The following is a 19,307-nucleotide window of genomic DNA, read 5'->3' as shown; positions in this document are numbered from 1 at the left end:
GAATTCTACGGACAGCGCGGCAATGAGAGTTCACATAGCTGCCCGATCGCGTACCGCCGGTCAGGAATTCGCGCGCTCCGTTGGGATCACCGAGTACACAGCCTGGACGAACCTCATCGCACCGTTACTGTCAGCAGCTTTGCCGTCTGGACCGGTATCCGAATCCTTTCGCTCGTAACGATCGAGAACAGCCTGCATTTCCAAAGCCAATTGCTGTGCCTCTGCCGCGGTGAGCCACGCGCCATGGCTGCTCAGGGTCATCACGTCCTTCCAGTCGGCATGCGCTTCATGGTCGCGGTCGATCCAGTTGAGTGCGTCAGCTCGCTGTCGGTCAAGAATTCGATTGATCAGCACCGACTCCCCCGCGAGAGACGCTCTGGGTTCAGACGATTCCAGCCGTAACCCGTCGCCAGCGGCCTCCCAGGGCCTTTCCCTGCCGTCAGGTGTCGCCTCCGAGCGGCGGATTATTCCCCACTTCTCCAAGGCTCGCAGGTGATAACTCATTGCGCTTGCGCTGAGTCCAGCGATTTCGGCACACTCCGTCGCAGTGAGCCGCCGCCCGTTGAAGAACTCGTCGATCACGGCGAGGCGGGCAGGATGGGCGAGAGCCTTGATTGCGCGCGGATCGGTAAGTACTACCGGATCTCGGTTGCTTACAGCGCTTGCGCCTGCGCGGGCGCGCGACCGTGGTGGCGTTCGGGTCATGAAGTTACTTTATTCTGTCGCGACCACTTGACAGGGAAAGTGTGAAGTAATAACTTCACAGCATGTCCTTCATACTTTCTCCGATCTTCCTGCTAACGATGCGCGGGCTGAACCATAGCCATGCCTCAGATCGGCAGGCCTCGCTGAACAGATCCGATCGCGTTGCGGCACAGCCGCCCAGATCCCGGCAAGCGCGCCCGGATCCATTCTGCGAGGCATTCCGCCTCGGCAACGTCGTTGGCGGGCTTCATTCGCAACACTAGATTCGCAGCGCTCTAGATTCGCAACGCTCTAGATTCGCAACGCTCCAAACCCGCAAGACCAGGGCGGTAGCGCGCTAGCGTCCGAATGCGATCGCTGCAAGCAGACCGAGCAGTTCCGCTGGGTCTCGTTCCAATCCCCGTGCAGCGAACCATGAGCAGATATTTCGGCAGTCACGCTCCAGGAAATCCAGACCGTGCGGATTCGCAACGATGTCCACCACCTGCGGAAGATCGATGAGTACGAGCTGGCCATCTCGCACAAGGACGTTGTACGCCGACAGATCGCCGTGTGCTTGGCCTTGCATTGCCAGCAGCTGCATGGCGTGCATGATCTGGTCGAAATAGTCGCTGAGTTCGCTACGATCCGGGCGTTGCTGCGCCAACCGCGGCGCAGCGACACGGCCCGAGCCGATGAACTCCATCAGGACTTCGGTGCCATCGACCTGAACTGGGTACGGGACGACAACGCCACGGCTCCAGAGGTCAGAAAGCGCGGTGAACTCTGCCATCGCCCATTGACCGGCCAGCACCTGAAGGCCGTATTTCGTCCGGTTCGACATCGCCCGCTGATCTCGGCTTCGGCGGGCGACTCGGCCCTCGAGGTAGCCGGCGTCTCGATGAAAGTTCCGGTGCTCGCGGTCGCGATATCTCTTCGCTGCAAGTACACAGGATGCACCCTGCGGTACAGCCCTCTCGATCAGGTGAACGTCAGCCTCTTTTCCAGACTTCAAGACGCCTAGTTCGGTGTCGAGCGCCGCGTCTGAAGTGACTACCCAATCCGGAAGTGGGCCAGGACCATGAGCGCCCTTCACCACCGATGACCAGGTAGACCAACGCTGATCCGGTCCCGGGCCTTCGACCATCTCAAACGCGATGCTCGGCAGCGTCGGTGCAGCTGGGTGTTCCGGTTCTGATGATTGTGATGATGTTCCTGGTACGGCAAAACAGTCGTTGGACGACAAGATATTGGCTCCTCGATGAGTACGAGGCCGCCGAACATCAGAATCAGCGTGCTAGCGGCCTCGAAGGAATGCAGGACGGCGTACGTCCCAGGACGGCGATGCACATATCGACGCCTCCTTCACACTCGGGCCAGATTAATCACGTCGGCGGTTTCACCCGCGACTGTTACCGAACCAGACAATGCCGGTACCCGCAGGATCGCGCAAATCATTTTCTCGCCGCGACGATCTCCGCGACAACATAATGTCGGGCGGCGCCCAGAACCTCGGATTCGGGCGGGTGTGGCTTAGGCCGATTTTTCCCGAGGTGTTTCGACCTCGGCACGCGGGACCAGCGTCGGGTAAACGTGTTCGAGCACAGTTTCGGCGGTGATGACGACCTTGGCGACGTCTTCCCGTGAGGGCACTTCGTACATCACGGAGAGCAGGACTTCTTCCATGATGGCGCGCAGACCGCGAGCGCCGGTCTGGCGCTTGACGGCTTGATCCGCGATCGCCTCGAGCGCGTCGTCGGCGAACTCCAGTTCGACGCCGTCCAGTTCAAAGAGCCGTGCGTACTGTTTGACCAATGCGTTCTTCGGCTCGGTCAGAATCTGTACCAGGGCCTCGCGGTCAAGTGGCCTGACGGAGGTAATCACCGGCACGCGGCCGATGAATTCCGGAATCAGGCCGAATTTCATCAGGTCCTCGGGCATGACATCGGCAAAGATGTCGGTGCTGTCCACCTCGAACTTCGTCTTCAATTCGGCTCCGAAGCCGAGACCCTTCTTGCCGACTCGACCCTCGACGATCTTGTCCAGCCCTGCGAACGCGCCGCCCACGATGAACAACACGTTCGTGGTGTCGATCTGGATGAATTCCTGATGCGGGTGCTTGCGACCACCCTGTGGGGGCACCGCCGCCGAGGTGCCTTCGAGAATTTTCAGCAGTGCCTGCTGGACACCCTCGCCGGACACGTCACGGGTGATCGAGGGGTTTTCGGCTTTGCGAGCGATCTTGTCGACCTCATCGATATAGATGATGCCGGTCTCGGCCCGCTTGACGTCATAGTCTGCGGCCTGAATGAGCTTGAGCAGGATGTTTTCTACGTCTTCTCCGACGTAGCCGGCCTCGGTCAGCGCGGTTGCGTCAGCGATCGCGAACGGCACGTTCAGCATGCGCGCGAGCGTCTGGGCCAGAAGCGTCTTGCCGGAGCCGGTCGGGCCTAGCAAGAGGATGTTCGACTTGGCCAATTCGACGTTGGACTCCGAGCGCTTTCCGGTGGTCTCAGCTCCGGCCTGGACTCGCTTGTAGTGGTTATAGACAGCTACGGCGAGCGTCCGCTTGGCGTCGTCCTGACCCACAACGTAGGAGTTCAGGAACTCCCGGATTTCGGTGGGCTTGGGCAGCTCATCGAAAGTGAACTCGGTGTTCTCCGACAGCTCTTCCTCGATGATCTCGTTACAGAGGTCGATGCATTCGTCGCAGATGTAGACGCCTGGACCAGCAATCAGCTTCTTTACCTGCTTCTGGCTCTTACCGCAGAAAGAGCACTTCAGCAGATCGCCGCCGTCGCCTACCCGAGCCACCCGATGACCGTCCCCTCAATAGCGTGCATGTCAGATGTGCGCTGATCCATCGTGCCCGTGATCGTACCGTCGTAGTACCGCATTCACCTGGATGACCGGTAGGTCAACCTGCCGACGCGGCCCCGTAAAGGGCAGCCATAGAAGAAAACGCTACCCCGTACGGGCCGAGAAGTCGCATCTTTAGTCGCGTGTCCCGTGTTGGGGGCAACTTCTGTTGCGTGTGTTACTTGTGTGACGAGGACCTCAAGCGCCCAGACGTTTGGCCGCCTTAGATGAGTTGGTCGCCCTAGTTGTTTGGTGGCCTAGACCTTAGTTGTTTGGTTGCCTAGTCGTTGACGAGCTTGCGGGTCGTGATGACCGAATCCACGATGCCGTATTCCTTGGCCTGGTCGGCGGTGAGAATTCGATCGCGCTCGATATCGAGCTTGACCTGCTCGACCGTCTGTCCGGTGTGGTGGGCGAGGATCTCCTCAAGCAGCCCCCGCATGCGCAGGATTTCATTGGCCTGAATCTCGAGGTCGGTGACTTGGCCCTGCCCCTCGCCCGATGGCTGGTGGATAAGCACCCGCGAGTGCTCAAGGGCAAAACGCTTGCCCTTGGTGCCAGCCGCCAGCAGTACGGCCGCGGCCGAGGCCGCCTGGCCCATGCAGTACGTCTGGATCTCTGGCCGCACGTAGGTCATCGTGTCGTAAATCGCCGTGAGAGCAGTGAACGAGCCGCCGGGCGAGTTGATGTAGATCAAGATGTCGCGGTCTGGGTCGGTCGACTCCAGGCAGATCAGCTGCGCAATAACGTCGTTGGCGACGACGTCGTCGATCGGCGCACCCAAGAAGATGATGCGCTCCTCGAAGAGCTTGTTGTACGGGTTCGACTCTTTCATCCCGTAGTTGGTGCGTTCGACAAAGGACGGCAAGACGTAGCGGCTCTGCGGAGACGGCGGCGCGAATCCGCCACCGGTGCCGGGCGTAAACAATTGACTCATAGTGTTCGGATCTCCTTACGCTGGCGCCGGAGCGTTGCCGGCGCCCATCTGAGCGACGCGGCTGACCACGTGGTCGACGAAGCCGTATTCGAGAGCCTGCTGGGCGGTGAACCACCGGTCACGCTCGGAATCGGCCTGGATCTGTTCCACGGACTGACCCGTGTGCTCGGCGATCAACTGAGCCATTTCTTTCTTGGTGAGTCTGAACTGCTCGGCCTGAATCGCGATATCTGAGGCAGTGCCTCCGATACCAGCTGACGGCTGGTGCATCATGATGCGCGCGTGGGGCAGCGCATATCGCTTGCCCTTCTGGCCTGCAGAAAGCAGGAACTGGCCCATGGACGCCGCCAACCCGAGCGAGTAGGTCGCCACGTCGCACTCGACGAACTGCATCGTGTCGAAGATTGCCATACCCGCGGTGACCGAGCCACCGGGTGAGTTGATGTACAGGTTGATATCGCGGCTCGAATCTTCAGCCGAGAGCAACAGCAACTGGGCGCAAATCTGATTGGCGATGGTGTCGTCAACCTGCTGACCGAGGAAGATGATCCGCTCGCGCAACAGTCGGTCATACACCGAGTCGCCCAAGCTCATGCCGGCGCCGGCGGCGCGGGCCTCGACGATCGGTCCTCGACCCTGCACGGAGCCCAGACTTGGAATGGCCTGGGTGGCGCCACTCAGGCCTGTCACGTACGGACCTGACTGGTACTGCGCGTCATGAGAAGTCACGTTTCATTCCTTCCTCTGCTGTAAGTACAGCTGCATCTACATCGACCCTAACGGCAGAGGCGGGCCGGGGACTCCCCAGACCCGCCTCCGTTCGCTCAGGGCGTGAAATGCCAGTCTCAGCGATATTCGGACCCGCTATTTGGCTTCGTCGTCGGACGTCTCGTCGGCAACATCGTCAATCAGGTCTTCGGCAAGGTCGTCATCGTCTAGATCGGCAGCTTCAAGATCGTCATAAGCATCGAGCTCTGCCTGGCCTTCTGGTGTCGATAACGCAGACAGGTCGACAGTGTTGCCGGATTCATCTGTGACCGCAGCTGACTCAAGGACGGTCGCCAACGCCTTGTTACGGCGTACGTCAGCAACCAGCGCCGCGATGTTTCCCGCCTGCACGATCTGGTCGGCGAATTCCTGGGGCGCAACGCCATACCGCTGGGACTGCCGCACGATGTACTCGGTCAGCTCGGCATCCGACACCGCCACTGCTTCGGCATCTGCGATGGAATCCAGAATGAACTGGGTTTTGACAGAACGTTCGGCGACCTCGCGCAGTTCGGCGATGAACTCGTCCTTGGTCTTGCCCTCGGTCTCCAGATAGCGTTCGAACGCGGCATCATCGTGACCGAGCTGGTGAACCACATCGTGCTCGCGCCAATCGATCTCGGCCTGCACCGACGACTCGGGTAGCGGTACCTCGGTCTGCTCAACGAGCAGCTCGAGGACCTTGTCGCGGGCCTCGGCACCTTGGCTCAAGCCCTTGACACGGGTGAGGCGCTGCTTGAGATCGTCCCGCAATTCAGCAATCGTGTCGAACTCTGACGCCAGCTGTGCGAAATCGTCGTCGGCCTCGGGGAGCTCGCGCTCCTTGACCGAGTTCACGACCACGTTGATGTCAGCGTCTGAACCGGCGTGGTCACCGAATGCGATCTTGGACGCGAACGCTGCGGACTCGCCAGCGAGCTTGCCGATGATGGCTTCGTCGAGGCCCTCGATGAGGTTTCCCGACCCGACCTCGTAGGACAGGCCAGTGGCCGAGCCACCCTCGACCTCCTCGCCGTCGACCTTCGCGGAAAGGTCGATCGACACGAAGTCGCCGGTCGCTACCGCCCGATCAACGCCATTGAGCGTGCCGAAGCGTGCACGCAGCGCCTCGAACTGCTCAGCGATCTCTTCATCGCTTACGACTGCGTCGGCGACCGTCACGGCCAGACCGTCGTAAGCCGGAACGGTGATCTCGGGGCGGATGTCCACCTCGGCGGTAAAGGCGAGCTGCTCGTTGTCTTCGAGTTTGGTGACTTCGATGTCTGGCTGGCCCAACGCTCGGACCCCACTGTCACGCACCGCGTCGGAGTACGCACGCGGCAAGGCCTTGTTGATGGCCTCTTCGAGTACCGCCGCTCGGCCGACGCGCTGATCGATGATGCGCGCGGGGACCTTCCCAGGGCGGAAACCGGGGACCCTGACCTGAGATCCGATCGCCTTGTAGGCCTCGTCCAGGCTGGCCTTCAGCTCGTCAAAAGGCACCTCGACCGCGAGTTTCACGCGGGTGGGGCTCAGGTTCTCGACGGTGCTCTTCACGATGTGCTCTTCGCTCCTCGGAGTTCGACAGGTGGTACTCGGGTATCGCTTTGGTGCTGACTGCTGGCCTTGCTACTTCGTGTGGCCTCGCTACTTCGTGTGGCCTTGCTACTTCGTGACTACTCAAACTGGTCGTACTGGTCGGGGTGACAGGATTTGAACCTGCGACCCTCCGCTCCCAAAGCGGATGCGCTACCAAGCTGCGCTACACCCCGGCTCACTTTTCGCGCGCGAACGAGCGAGAGGTGTCCCGACCGAGAAGTGTACGGGGGTCCAACCCATTCATCACCACGCGCTAGTCTGTATCCGCAGAACCCGGATCGGACGGCTTGTTGATTGCTGGATGGATCGCTGGACGAAACGGGCATTGCGGGCGTAGCTCAATGGTAGAGTCTCAGTCTTCCAAACTGATTGTGCGGGTTCGATTCCCGTCGCCCGCTCGGACGAAAGAGGCCCCGTGCAGCGTGCGGAGCCTCTTTTTCGTTTGTTGATTCGGGGGGCTCGCTCGGCATTTCGAAACAAACGAATACGACGCGGTCAGAGCGGAGAGCACATGAAGTACCGAATCGGCATCGGCGTTGGCGCCTTCGACGTGGAGCCCCGGTCCTACGCCGACATGGTGCGCTCGATCCGCCAGCTCGGCTTCGATTCGATCTGGATTCCGGAGGTCCTGACCTCATCAGGACCCGATGTACTGGTGGCGCTCGGCTGGGCCGCCCAGCTCGATCCCAAACTGAAACTCGGCACGACGATGCTGCTGCCCGGCCGAAATCCAGCGCGGTTGGCCAAGTCACTGGCCACCCTGGACGTCCTGAGTGGCGGTCGGTTGCTCGTCACTTTCGTACCTGGCCTCATGCAGGGGCCCGAGCGCGCGGCCATCGGAGTTCCGCCCGCCGAACGCGGACCAGCGATCGAACGCACCCTCCCCCAGTTGCGCCGCTGGTGGGCAGGCGAAGAAGTCGAGGGCATCTCCATCGCCCCACACCCGCTCCAGCAGCCGCTCGAATGCTGGCTTGGCGGCATCGCTCGGGCCGCCCTGGTGCGCTGCGGCCGCTTCGGCGACGGCTGGTTGACAGCCATGTGCACGCCGGCCGAGGCCGCGGCTGGTATGCAAGTGATCAACGAAACCGCGGAGAGAACTGGGCGGGCCATCGATCCCGAACATTTCGGCATCAGCATCGGTTACAGCCACCGTCCATTGGACGACGGCCAACTCGCCGCAATCGCCACGCGCACCAAGGGACGCGACGTCGATCCTTCGACTCTGATGCCGGTCGGGACCTCGGCCCTGCGCGACCGGCTTCAAGAGTTCATGCAGGCAGGCTTGTCGAAGTTCGTGGTCAGACCAACGCCGTCGGAACGGGGATGGCGCGAAGAACTGCAAGAGCTTGCCGAGGCTGTCGGCGATCTGCAAACCTGACATGACCTCGAGCCAATTCATACTTGTGGGTTGCTGGGTTGTTGGTTGAGATTGCTCCACCGCAACAGGGAGAACCGATGTTCGATATCGCGCGACACGTCATGGACTGGCGGTCCGAAGGCAGAGCAGTGGTACTCGCACGGTTGGTGGACTCTGTCGGCTTCAGTTCGCAAGACCCGGCGGCGGTAGTCGCCTGGACCCTGGGCCTCCCCCTCGCAGGAACGCTGTTCGCTGGGGCCGCGGACGAGCAACTGGTGCAACTGTTGTCTGGACACGGACAACGAAACGCCGAACTGAGCACAATCACGGTCGCGGACGCCGACGCGATGAGTGTCGGTTTGAGCTGTGGCGGCAACGCTCGGGTGCTCATCCAACGGGCGGACGACATCGATGACGAAGGCTGGCAACGACTGTCCGACCGCGAGGCAAGTTGCCTGGTCACACGACTACCGAACCTTGAAAGCATCGCGCGATTGGGCAGCGACGCCTCGGAAACGGCGGTGTATTCGCAATCCAGTCTGGACGGCGCCGACCTCGACCCCGCGATCGCTGCGGTATTCGCACGAGGTGCCACCACAACCCAAGTGCTCAGCTCCGGCGGCGACGAATGGTTTATCACCGCGCTGTGGCCAACCCCGACGTTGCTGGTGGTCGGATCGGGGTTGATCGCCGAGGCCCTGAACCGGATCGCGACGTTGCTGGGGTGGCGTTCAATGGACTCGGACGACTCGGAGACCGCGGTCATTGAGGCAGCAAACCTACGCACCGGCGACGGGTTCGTCGTTCTCAGCCACGACCTCGTCATCGCGGGGCCTGCACTGCGCGCAGCCTTGTCCGGCCCGGCCACCTACGTCGGCGCACTCGGGTCCCGCCGGACGCAAGCTGCGCGCTCGGAGTGGCTCAGCGCGAACGGGACGAGCCAAGGGGCAATCGCTCGGATTCACGGTCCGGCGGGACTGGACATCGGTGCGCAGACACCCTATGAGATAGGGATCGCGATCATCGCGGAGATGTGTGCCGTCCGTACCGGCCGCAATGCCGGGCGGCTGCGGGACCGAACGGGTCCGATCCAGGGCTAGGAGGAACCGCCAGCGTCATTGCGCGCTGCACCGGACATCGAGGGTGCTGCTACCGCTTGTGCCACCACCGCGATGGGGTCACGTCTGATCATGACCATGGTTCGATCGTCGTCTTGGGTAGCAGGCACTCCCTCTATCAGATGTTGGGAGACGCCCTGCCAGCTGTTTTGGGTCGCGAGCAACTCGACGCTGTCCTTCAATCGCTGAGTACCGGCATCGAGATCGCGCGTTCGATCTTCGACGACGCCATCGGTGTAGAGAAACAAGGCTTCTCCGGGCTCCAATACGTCGGCGTCAGACACTCCTGCCAGATTCGGAAGCACGCCGAGGACAGTGCCCGTGGCCGTGGAGATTCGCCAAGGCGGCGTTGCAGAGGGACGGAAGTGAACGGCGGGCGGATGACCGGCAACCCTGATCTCATACGCTCCCGATGAGAGGTTGAGCTGGACATAGATGGCAGAAGCGAAACCTAGCGACCATTGCTGTCGCGACAGGTAATCGTTGGCCGAGGTCAGAAACTTCTCCGGCTCGACCGATCCCAACAGCCCACCAACGGCGCCGGACAGCAGCAGCGCTCTTGGTCCGGCCGCGATACCGCTGCCAGAGACGTCAATGACCGCAAGGTGCAAAATCTGCTCTCCGGCCGCATTTCGCACTAGTCGGTTCGATACGAAGTCGCCCGCGATGGCTGCTCCGTCGGCTGGCCGCTGCTCGATGTCAACCGACCAGCCGGTAGGTACCTCGGGCAGTTGCGCTTGCACCAGAAGCCTGTCCCGGATAAGGCCGATGACCTTCTCCGCGCTCACTTGCCGCAGGCCCAGCCGGTCCCGGCGGCGAGCTTGCGCCACGGCAACGACGAGCGCGATCGAGATCATCACGAACCCCGATACCGAGAGCTGTCTTGAGTTCAACCCGTGCACGGCAAAAACGATGGTCAGGCAGACCGCAATGGAAGCGGTCAGGATCCACATGGACCGGCTGGTCAGGATCAACGAGGAAACGACAATGACGATGATCATGACGCTGGCGACCTTGATCTGGCGGTTGTTGTCTGAAATCGACCAGGCTGTCCCGGCGATAAGGACAAACAGGCACAACGACAGCTCGACGCGCTCGGTCGGTCGTTCTCGACGAGGGCGAAGGCGCTGCAGGCTCCGGCGGAAACGGTCGTTGATCATGTACAACCAAAGGTACGGGACGACATCGGGCTCAACCATGGAGAGCGTATCGAACCGTAATACAGATCGGAGCCTCGCGAGTCGCAGAATAAGGCACGATGTCTTGGTGGCCAGCTCAATCGACAACTCGAGCAGCAGACGCAGTCGCCGCCGGTCCGCACAGCGTAAAGCCGCGACGGCGAGCACGCCTGCTAGCTCGGATCTGATCAGCTCCGCTGAGGCGCCTGCCGATTCGGCTGCTATGCGAGAGCCGGAAGCGCGGTCGGTCGCCAGCCATGAGCCCTCGGCGGACCTATCGGCGGAGGCCTCGGCGGAGTTCTCGGCGGAGGCCTCGGCGCCCGATCGGCAGCGCCATGACGGACAGCGCCATGACGGACAGCGCCATGACGGACAGCGCCATGACGGAGAGGAAGCCCTAGTCACCGACGGGAAGGCGAAGGCGGCGAGTGATGCCGGAGCACGATCACCGCACCGTAAGCCCGATCACGAGGCGGGCCGGGAATCGGACCGCAGCTGGCGGGACCTGACGGGGAATGCCCCGTCGATCGTCGGTGTCGGGGGCGCCCTACGAGCGCGAGACGTCGCACGTCCAAGCGAAGCGGACCTAGCAGCGGCCGAACGCAACCTGGTGATCGTTCGCCGCCAGTGGCAGCCACCGGACGGCGAACTGCCGATCAGAAGAACTCATCACGACAGGTAATGCCGCTGCTGCTTCCACCTGCGGGCCAGGCACCTCTAGCTGCAAAGGCACCTCTGGCGAGCGGGGCACCTCCAGCGGGGGGCACCTCCAGCAGGGGCACCTCTAGCGAGGTATCTCGCCGGTTTCCTCGTACGCGGTAACCATCTTGATCCTGCGAATGTGGCGCGGGTCCTCGGAAAAAGGCGTTTCGACGAAGGCGTCGGCGATCGCTATCGCATCGGCCTCATTGTGCATCCGGGCACCAAGGCCCAGGACGTTCGCGTCGTTGTGTTGCCGCCCCAGCTGCGCCGTCTCGAGGTTGTAGGCCAAGGCTGCTCGCACACCGCGCACTTTGTTGGCAGCGATCTGCTCACCATTGCCGGAACCGCCGATGACGATGCCGAGGCTCCCCGGATCGCCAACGACGCGCAAAGCTGTTGGGATGCAGTAAGTCGGGTAGTCGTCGGTCGCAACGTATTCCGACGGGCCGCAATCGACTGGCTCGTGGCCACCCGATGCCAGGTGGGCGATCAACACGCCCTTCAACTCGAGGCCTGCGTGGTCGCTACCCAGATAAACGCGCATGAGCGCAATCGTGCCAGTTTGCGGTGGGAGCACAATGCGGGGGTGCCATTCCTCGAAGTCCAGCCCGTCCTGTTGCTCGTCTGCGCGGGCGCATTGGTCTGGTACGTCAAGGAGCTTCGGGCACTGCCCGCCGAGCGCCGCTGGCCGCGGCATCGCACGATGTCCTTCATGATCGGGCTGGTACTGGTCCTGGTGGCCACCGACGCGGGGATAGCCTCCGACACCCGACGGCTGTTCTGGGTGTGGCTGACCCAGGCGCTGTTACTCCTGCTGGTCCTACCGATACCGCTCCTGGTCGGCCAACCGGTCGAGCTCGCGCGTCAGGCCAGGAGGCCAGGACCGCCAGGACCGCCAGGACCGCTCGTCCGGTTCGCTGACTCAGCATTCGGCCGGGTGTGCGCATCACCCATCGTCGGCGCGGGTCTGATCCCGATCGCGTGCGTGTTGTTCCTCTTCGGCCCGATACCTGGATGGTCGATACGCGACGCCGGCGTTGGCTGGACGGTTCAGACCGCGATGCTGATCGTTGGCCTGATCATCGTGCTACCGCTCGTGTCTAACGACATCACGTCCAGTTCGCTGGCGATCAGCGCTGCAGTGGCCGTCGGCTTTGTCGAATTGTTGCTGGATGCGGTGCCAGGCATTGTGATGAGACTGTCCACGCACCCGGTGACGAACTTTTTCGAGTACCGCACCGTGGTCGCCGGTCAGCGCGGATGGCTTTCCGATCAACAATTCGCCGGCGGCATTCTCTGGTGCGTCGCCGAACTGCTGGATCTGCCGTTTCTGATACTGATCTTCCGGCGATGGGTGCAGGCCGATGCCCGTGAGGCGGCCTTGATCGATGCAGAATTGGTCGACTCAATGGCCGTGAGCGCGCGAGACATGCCACCGGCCGGCGATGCGGCCCCCTCCGATGCCGCGGAGGGCACCCATGAATCCAACCAGCCGTGGTTCATGACCGATCCACAGTTGCGTGATCGCTTCCGGTCGCGTTGACCGGAGGTCGACCCGCACGCGGGTTAGGCGAGACTGCGGGTTAGGTGAAAAGAAAGTCGCCGCTCACCGACCGCGGCAGCCGATGTTCGGCGACTGCGGCTGACGTCGGAATTGCGCCATAAACATGCGGGAAGCACTCGTCCATCCCGTACAGGTCTTCGTCGACTACCGGCTCGAGCAGAAGAGCTGGGTCTACCTCTACCACGATTAGATCGACCCGCTCGTGATAGAGGTAGTTCGCAGTTCCGGCGACCTGATGTCGGTATGAGAAGTGCACAAACCCATCCGAGGCCAGCGACTCGGGCGCGTAACGCCCCAGTTCACAAGCTGCGCGCCACTCGGCTTCCCCGACGATATGGAAAATGCCCATCATCGGCTAAGCATGCCAGCTCAGAAATCAATAGGGGCGTCCGGAGGCCACTGTTGCGGTCTAGTCAAACTGGGGGGACTCGGTGCGGGTCCGCTTCAATTCGAAGAAGTAGGGGTAGCTTGCCAACAGCCTGCTGCCGTCCCAGATCTTGACGGCGTCCTCGCCACGTGGAATCCGGGTGATGACGGGGCCGAAGAATGCCACGCCGTCGACGTGGATGACCGGCGTGCCGACGTCCATACCCACCGGATCCATGCCCTCGTGATGGGACTTCTTCAACGCGTCGTCGTACTCTTCAGAATCCATTGCGTCTGCGAGGTCGGCGGGTAAGCCGACCTCGGTCAGCGCCTCGATGATCGTCGCGCGGTCGAGCTCACGCTTCTCGTTGTGCCGTTTGGTGCCCAGAGCGGTATAGAGGTCGCGGAGAATATCGGTCCCGGAATGTTGCTCTGCCGCGATCGCGACCCGCACGGGACCCCAGGCCTTCTTCATCATCTCTTTGTAGCGATCTTCGATGTCATCACGACCGCCGTTGAGCACCGCGAGCGACATGACTCTGAAGGTCAGGTCGATGTCCCGCTGCTTCTCGACCTCCAAGATCCACCGGGAGGTAACCCAGGCAAACGGGCAGGCCGGGTCGAACCACAGCTCCACCTTCGGACGCGTTACTTCAGCGGCTGACGTCATATCTCGCTCCCAAATGTGAATCGGATCGTGAAACACTAGCTTCCGACACATCACAACAATTCACCAAGGAGCGTCATTCCGTGCCCGACGATGTTCACATTGATCTGCAAGCAGGTTCATCGGTAGGCGGCGGCGAGCGGTTGGACGCGAACACCGTGCCGGTCCCCAACCTCACACGCGAGGATGCCCGCCTACGGGCAGGGTTGCTTACGGTTGATTCCTACGATGTTGTGCTCGATCTGACCGACGCCGATGGAGGCCCGAGCGAACACGCGTTCCGCTCTCGAACGACCGTGACCTTCGCCGCCAGTCGGCCGGGTGCCTCGACCTTCATCGATGTAGTAGCAGAGCGATTCCACGAGGTCAGCCTCAACGGCAAACCGGTCGACGTCAGCAGCTACGAGCCCGCTGACGGAATCGTGCTTGCCGATCTTGCCGAATCGAACGTCCTCGTTGTCGATGCTGACTTGCTGTACACGACCATCGGCCAGGGCGTGCACAGGTTCACGGACCCGATCGATGACGAGGTCTACCTTTACACCCAGTTCGAGACGACCGATTCCAAGCGGATGTACGCCTGTTTCGACCAGCCTGACATCAAGGCGCGATTCTCCTTGCATGTGACGGCGCCGGCTCACTGGACGGTGGTCTCGAACGGCGCCGTGACCGAGGTCGAGGATGACGACGAGACCAAGACGGTGCACTTCGCCACCACGCCGCGCATGAGCACCTACATCACCGCACTCGTCGCTGGACCTTACTTCGAGGCGCGCGATCACCATGACGGCATCGATCTCGGGCTGTACTGCCGCAAGTCGCTGGCGGAGTTCTTCGACACCGATGAGCTGTTCACGATCACCAAGCAGGGTTTCGACTGGTACCACGCCAATTTCGGCGTCCGCTACGCCTTCGGGAAATACGATCAGCTCTTCGTTCCCGAGTTCAATGCGGGCGCGATGGAGAACGCGGGCTGCGTCACGTTCCTGGAGGATTACGTCTTTCGCAGCCGCGTAACCGATGCTCGCTACGAACGCCGGGCGGGCACGATCTTGCATGAGATGGCACACATGTGGTTCGGCGACCTGGTCACGATGAAGTGGTTCGACGACTTGTGGTTGAACGAGTCCTTCGCCGATTGGGCGGGCACCATGTCGCAGTCGCAAGCCACGCGCTGGACGGATGCCTGGTCGACCTTCACCAACGTCGACAAGACGTGGGCGTACCGGCAAGATCAACTGCCCTCGACCCACCCGATAGCGTGCGAGATACCCGACGCGGAAGCGGTTGAGGTCAACTTCGACGGGATCACATACGCCAAGGGCGCGAGCGTGCTCAAGCAACTTGCTGCTTACGTTGGGCTCGAGGAATTCCTCGCTGGTGTAAGGCAATACTTCGCTGACAACGCCTATGGGAACACGACCCTTCCGGATTTTTTGGCCGCGCTGAATGCGGCATCGGGCCGGGAGCTCTCCGACTGGGCAAAGGTCTGGCTGGAGACCTCGGGTTTGAACACCATCACCCCTGAGTACACCCTCGACGAGAATGCAAACTTCGCCTCGTTCGCGCTGATCCAGGATGCGCCGACAGTGACGGCCAAAGACAATGTGTTGAGACCGCACCGGCTAGCAGTGGGGCTCTACTCCTACAACGACTCCGGAGAGCTCGTTCGCACGACCCGAGTTGAGCTCGACCTCGACGGCGAACGCACGGAAGTACCCGAGCTGGTTGGGCTTCCCCGTGGGGACTTCATCATCGGCAACGATGACGACCTGACATATTGCAAACTACGGCTGGACGAGCACAGCCTGCACACGCTGCGAACCGGGGGCCTGGGCGCGCTGACGGATTCACTTACGCGTGCTGTGTGTTGGGTCGCAGCGTGGGACATGGTGCGCGACGGGGAGCTCGCTGTCCGTGACTACCTGGACCTCGTCATCGCCGGCGCACCGTCAGAATCGCAGATCGGTGTGGTGCAATCTGCGCATCGTCAATTGCTGCGTGCGCTGGAGATCTACGCCGATCCCGATTGGGCCCCCACTGGCCGTGCGCGTTTCGCTGACGTCGCCATCGAGGCAGCGCGACAGGCCGTTCCCGGCTCCGACCACCAGCTCGCCTGGGTACATGCTGTGCTATCAGCGGCGATAACCGTTGAACAGACGGCCTTCGTGAGTCGTCTACTCGACGGTTCGGAGACACTTGAGGGCCTGGCGATCGACACCGATCTACGGTGGGCGATCGTCCAGGCGCTGGTAGCGCGAGGTGTCCTCGGAGCCGAATCGATCGACACCGAGGCCGACCGCGACCGAACCTCCGCTGGTGTCCGAGCTGCGGCCACGGCACATGCGCTCATTCCGACGGCCGAATCCAAAGCCGCTACCTGGAACGCTGCGTTCTTCGACGACACCCTCAGCAATGCCGTGATGCGCGCCAAGATTCTCGGCTTCTCCCACCCTCTGCAGTCCGAACTGCTGACCGACTATCCGGCGAAGTACTTTGCCAATGCGGCGGACGTATGGCAGCGACGGACCTCGGAAATGGCTCAGGACGTGATCGTCGGCCTGTTCCCAACGTGGTCCTCGGCCATCGACGCGGAGACTGTTCGATTGGCTGATGAGTTTCTGGCAAACACCTCACGCTCCCCCGCACTACGGCGGTTGGTTTCCGAGGGGCGTGCCGATGTCGTACGTGCCTTGAAGGCCCGCGAAACCGATCGCGCCGCAGCCGAACCCGCGGATTGACCGAATTGTGTAACAACCGGCATCCAGGGGATGCCGGTTGTTACACAATTCTGGGTTACGGGGCCGGTTTGGGCTACGGGCCGAAGGTCGGGCGCAGCGGGAAGGCCGCATTGCCGTCCGGACCGACCTTGACCGCAAGCACCTGGTGCAGCTGAATACCGTTCGTCTCGAAGCCGAGTCGCGAACCGGCCATGTACAGACCCCAGACTCGCGCCGTGGCATCACCGACGTCAGCGACGCACTCGTCCCAGTTCCGTTCGAGGTTCTCGCACCACGCCTTCAGGGTCAGGGCATAGTGCTCACGCAAGTTCTCTTCGTGCCGTACTTCGAGCCCGGCGTTCTGTGCCTCGCTGATGATCCGTCCGGAACCGGTCAACTCGCCGTCGGGAAAGACGTAGCGATCGATGAACAGCCCAGGCAGCGCTCGTTGCTTGTTGTCGGGACGGGTAATGCAATGGTTGAGCAGCCGGCCACCGTCGCGGAGCTTGTCGCGTATGAACGCGAAGTAGGTCGGATAGTTGCCGACGCCGACGTGTTCGAGCAAGCCGATCGACGAAACAGCGTCGTAGCCATGGCCCGGGGCATCCCGGTAGTCGGAATGCCGCACCTCCGCAAGACTGGTCAGGCCCTCGCGCTCGATTTCGGCCTGCGCCCACTTGGCCTGCTCAGACGACAGCGTGACGCCCAGCGCCTTGACGCCGTAGTGCTTGGCGGCGTGCCGGACCATGCCACCCCAACCACATCCGATGTCCAGCATCCGCATGCCCGGCTCCAGGCCCAGCTTGCGAGCCACCAGGTCGAACTTCTCCTCCTGGGCCTCCTCGAGGCTGGCGTCCGCCTTCGGGTAGACGGCACAGGTGTAGGCCATCGAAGGGCCGAGCACCTTCTCGTAGAACGCGTTCGACACGTCGTAGTGGTGATGAATTGCTTCGGCGTCGCGCGTGCGTGAATGCCGAAGACCCTCAACGGTGCGACGCCAGCGCGGCAGGGATTCCTGTTTTGGAGGCTCCGGGGGCACCAGGTTGCGAGCGCCCAGGGCCTTGATCAGTTCGGCGGCTTCACGCGCCGTCGGGCGGCGGAAGCGCCAAGACTCGAGAAGTTTCATCGCGTCGTACGGGTTACCCGGATGCGCACCGATCAGGCGCAGGTCACCACTGATGTATGCCCGCGCCAGGCCGAGGTCACCCGGGGCGGTGGCGAGATATCGAAGGCCACGTTCATTGACGAGATCGAGCTTGATCTGCGCGTCGTCCGGGCCGAAGCTACTTCCGTCGTACGCCGTGAACTGCAGCGAGGGTGCCTCGACGGTCAACGTCCTGACAATGTCTGCAATCTTCATCGTCGCCCTACCGCCTTCTCGTACATGCCCGTCAACCGATGAGCCGGGTCGTACTGATCCTTTAATTTTGAATAGACCTCGCCGCCGTACATGGCGTCGAAGACGTCCCTTTCGTAGTAAGCATCTGAATAGAGCGATTTATGTCCATCCCGGCTGGCGACCGCGGCCTCGATGAGCCGGTTCACGTCACCATCGATACGGCCAGGCTCGATCTCTACGGTGCCCCAGAACCCCACGTTGATGTAGATCTCGCCAGGTTCTAGGGGGTACAGCGGCCAAGTCCGAGCCGAGCTGGCCGCATCATCGCCAGCTCCTGGCAGTTCGCGGAGCCTCAGCGGGCAGAGCCATACTGGCGACATTGGTACGTGCTCAGCGAACCAGTTGAGGAAGTCTGCGGTTTGACTGAGGGGTATCTCGACGTCTTGTACGACGCGCTCACGAGCTCCGATGCCTCTCAGCCGATCGATCTTGGCTCCGACGTGAAAGCGGTGATCAAGGCTGACGAGCCGATGATAGAAGTCGCTTCTGCGGTATTTCGCCGGCCATACCCGACGGATCTTGGGATTCTGCACACCGAACGCGCCAGAGCACCAGAACCAATCGGTGTCCCACCGCCAGATGTAGTCACTGACCGTGAGGCAATCACGCTCGCGCTCTTGAATCGAACGGTAGTAGATCTGTTGGCCGGTGTAGTCACTCGCCTCGGCCTGGCCCGCCTCGCGCGGCCAATCAGCCCAGTTGCCGAGGGTCAGATATGCCTCGCGCGGGCCGAAGACAACACCGTCGAGAAACTCCACGGCTTCGCCGTCCCATGACCGCTTGGCGGTGACATCGGCCACGGCACTGCAGAGCGCGTCAAGGTCATCGAAGCGGATGTGACGCAACGCAACGTAAGGACGAACCGGGTCGAGCTCGATCCGGAGCCGTACTGCGTAACCGAGGCTGCCGTAGGAGTTCGGGAACCCGGCAAACAGGTCTGCGTGTTGGGTCGGGCTGGCCGTGATCAGTTGACCGTCGCCGGCGAGGACGTCCATCTCGAGGACCGCCTCGTGCGGCAGGCCGTTTCGAAACGACGAGGACTCGATGCCGAGACCCGTGACCGCGCCGCCCAGCGTGATCGTCTTGAGCTGTGGCACTACGGTCGGCATCAGCCCGAACGGCAGCGTCGCCTCGACCAGACGCTCGTAGGTGCACATGCCCTGCACGTCCGCGGTTCGTCCCTGCGGGTCAACGGATATGACCGCATCGAGGCCGGTGACATCCAGCCCCACGATTTCTGCCGCCGTGCGCGGCCGAAAGAGATTCGAAGTCCGCTTCGCAAGCCGAACTGGCTGGCCGACGGGGATCGCCGCGTAAGACGCCTGCAGCCGCGCTACAGCGTCCGCGTGCGTCTGTGGATCGACCATGACTGTGCTCATCGCGTAATACCTTAGCGGCGAAGTGTTTCGT

The 19,307-nt window shown here is 62.1% G+C and carries 17 protein-coding genes and 2 tRNA genes; 6 read left to right on the top strand and 13 right to left on the bottom strand.

Annotated features, from left to right (window positions below; genetic code table 11):
* Positions 1-60: 60 nt before the first annotated feature.
* The 7 genes from ACSMXN_RS09715 to ACSMXN_RS09685 all read right to left on the bottom strand — a co-directional run bounded on the left by ACSMXN_RS09715 (position 61) and on the right by ACSMXN_RS09685 (position 6,999).
* Entirely contained in the window at positions 61-705 is a 645-nt protein-coding gene (locus ACSMXN_RS09715; protein WP_022911665.1) for a winged helix-turn-helix domain-containing protein, read from the bottom strand.
* A 337-nt stretch (positions 706-1,042) separates the two neighbouring features.
* Positions 1,043-1,831: an RIO1 family regulatory kinase/ATPase domain-containing protein gene (locus tag ACSMXN_RS09710; RefSeq protein WP_081648904.1), complete on the bottom strand. Its 789-nt coding sequence runs from the start codon at positions 1,829-1,831 to the stop codon at positions 1,043-1,045.
* 386 nt (positions 1,832-2,217) lie between these two features.
* On the bottom strand, positions 2,218-3,498 hold the full coding sequence (gene clpX, locus ACSMXN_RS09705) for an ATP-dependent Clp protease ATP-binding subunit ClpX (RefSeq protein WP_022911663.1): 1,281 nt from the start codon (positions 3,496-3,498) through the stop codon (positions 2,218-2,220).
* Between the two features lie 325 nt (positions 3,499-3,823).
* A complete protein-coding gene (locus tag ACSMXN_RS09700) occupies positions 3,824-4,480 on the bottom strand; it encodes an ATP-dependent Clp protease proteolytic subunit (protein WP_022911661.1) in 657 nt (218 codons plus the stop codon).
* Positions 4,481-4,495: 15 nt separating this feature from the next.
* A complete protein-coding gene (locus ACSMXN_RS09695) occupies positions 4,496-5,074 on the bottom strand; it encodes an ATP-dependent Clp protease proteolytic subunit (RefSeq protein WP_051148755.1) in 579 nt (192 codons plus the stop codon).
* A 270-nt stretch (positions 5,075-5,344) separates the two neighbouring features.
* Positions 5,345-6,784: a trigger factor gene (gene tig, locus ACSMXN_RS09690; RefSeq protein WP_022911659.1), complete on the bottom strand. Its 1,440-nt coding sequence runs from the start codon at positions 6,782-6,784 to the stop codon at positions 5,345-5,347.
* Positions 6,785-6,922: 138 nt separating this feature from the next.
* A tRNA-Pro gene (locus ACSMXN_RS09685) sits at positions 6,923-6,999 on the bottom strand.
* Positions 7,000-7,153: 154 nt separating this feature from the next.
* On the opposite strand from ACSMXN_RS09685, the gene ACSMXN_RS09680 reads away from it, so the two are divergent.
* The 3 genes from ACSMXN_RS09680 (at position 7,154) to ACSMXN_RS09670 (ending at position 9,283) form a co-directional block, all read left to right on the top strand.
* A tRNA-Gly gene (locus ACSMXN_RS09680) sits at positions 7,154-7,224 on the top strand.
* A 113-nt stretch (positions 7,225-7,337) separates the two neighbouring features.
* Positions 7,338-8,204, top strand: a complete 867-nt coding sequence (locus ACSMXN_RS09675; protein ID WP_022911658.1) for an LLM class flavin-dependent oxidoreductase — start codon at positions 7,338-7,340, stop codon at positions 8,202-8,204.
* A gap of 77 nt (positions 8,205-8,281) precedes the next feature.
* Positions 8,282-9,283, top strand: a complete 1,002-nt coding sequence (locus tag ACSMXN_RS09670) for an XdhC/CoxI family protein (protein ID WP_022911657.1) — start codon at positions 8,282-8,284, stop codon at positions 9,281-9,283.
* Here the strand turns inward: ACSMXN_RS09670 and ACSMXN_RS09665 are convergent.
* Complete coding sequence (locus ACSMXN_RS09665) at positions 9,280-10,500, bottom strand: PP2C family protein-serine/threonine phosphatase (protein WP_022911656.1); 1,221 nt, start codon at positions 10,498-10,500, stop codon at positions 9,280-9,282. The two genes, ACSMXN_RS09670 and ACSMXN_RS09665, sit on opposite strands and share 4 nt — an antisense overlap.
* Positions 10,501-10,567: 67 nt before the next feature.
* On the opposite strand from ACSMXN_RS09665, the gene ACSMXN_RS09660 reads away from it, so the two are divergent.
* On the top strand, positions 10,568-11,161 hold the full coding sequence (locus ACSMXN_RS09660) for a hypothetical protein (RefSeq protein WP_022911655.1): 594 nt from the start codon (positions 10,568-10,570) through the stop codon (positions 11,159-11,161).
* Between the two features lie 102 nt (positions 11,162-11,263).
* Here the strand turns inward: ACSMXN_RS09660 and ACSMXN_RS09655 are convergent, their stop codons facing one another.
* Positions 11,264-11,725, bottom strand: coding sequence for a ribose-5-phosphate isomerase (locus tag ACSMXN_RS09655; protein WP_027139009.1), 462 nt, complete (start codon positions 11,723-11,725; stop codon positions 11,264-11,266).
* A gap of 42 nt (positions 11,726-11,767) precedes the next feature.
* Between ACSMXN_RS09655 and ACSMXN_RS09650 the strand changes: the two genes are divergently transcribed.
* Complete coding sequence (locus ACSMXN_RS09650) at positions 11,768-12,724, top strand: cytochrome c oxidase assembly protein (RefSeq protein ID WP_022911653.1); 957 nt, start codon at positions 11,768-11,770, stop codon at positions 12,722-12,724.
* 40 nt (positions 12,725-12,764) lie between these two features.
* Here the strand turns inward: ACSMXN_RS09650 and ACSMXN_RS09645 are convergent, their stop codons facing one another.
* Together ACSMXN_RS09645 and ACSMXN_RS09640 are read right to left on the bottom strand one after the other, a co-directional pair.
* A complete protein-coding gene (locus tag ACSMXN_RS09645) occupies positions 12,765-13,097 on the bottom strand; it encodes a DUF952 domain-containing protein (protein ID WP_022911652.1) in 333 nt (110 codons plus the stop codon).
* Positions 13,098-13,154: 57 nt separating this feature from the next.
* Positions 13,155-13,781: a mycothiol-dependent nitroreductase Rv2466c family protein gene (locus tag ACSMXN_RS09640; protein WP_022911651.1), complete on the bottom strand. Its 627-nt coding sequence runs from the start codon at positions 13,779-13,781 to the stop codon at positions 13,155-13,157.
* A gap of 80 nt (positions 13,782-13,861) precedes the next feature.
* Here ACSMXN_RS09640 and pepN point away from each other — a divergent pair, with 80 nt between their 5' ends.
* Complete coding sequence (pepN, locus tag ACSMXN_RS09635; protein ID WP_022911650.1) at positions 13,862-16,519, top strand: aminopeptidase N; 2,658 nt, start codon at positions 13,862-13,864, stop codon at positions 16,517-16,519.
* A 73-nt stretch (positions 16,520-16,592) separates the two neighbouring features.
* On the opposite strand, the gene ACSMXN_RS09630 is transcribed toward pepN, so the two are convergent.
* Together ACSMXN_RS09630 and ACSMXN_RS09625 are read right to left on the bottom strand one after the other, a co-directional pair.
* Complete coding sequence (locus ACSMXN_RS09630; RefSeq protein ID WP_022911649.1) at positions 16,593-17,858, bottom strand: class I SAM-dependent methyltransferase; 1,266 nt, start codon at positions 17,856-17,858, stop codon at positions 16,593-16,595.
* Entirely contained in the window at positions 17,855-19,276 is a 1,422-nt protein-coding gene (locus ACSMXN_RS09625) for an FAD-binding protein (RefSeq protein ID WP_022911648.1), read from the bottom strand. The genes ACSMXN_RS09630 and ACSMXN_RS09625 overlap by 4 nt, the downstream gene beginning before the upstream one ends.
* Between the last annotated feature and the right edge of the window lie 31 nt (positions 19,277-19,307).

Source organism: Parajatrophihabitans canadensis (assembly GCF_053764775.1).
The sequence above is the reverse complement of the archived record's forward strand: the minus strand, read 5'-3'. Positions and strand labels throughout refer to the sequence as shown.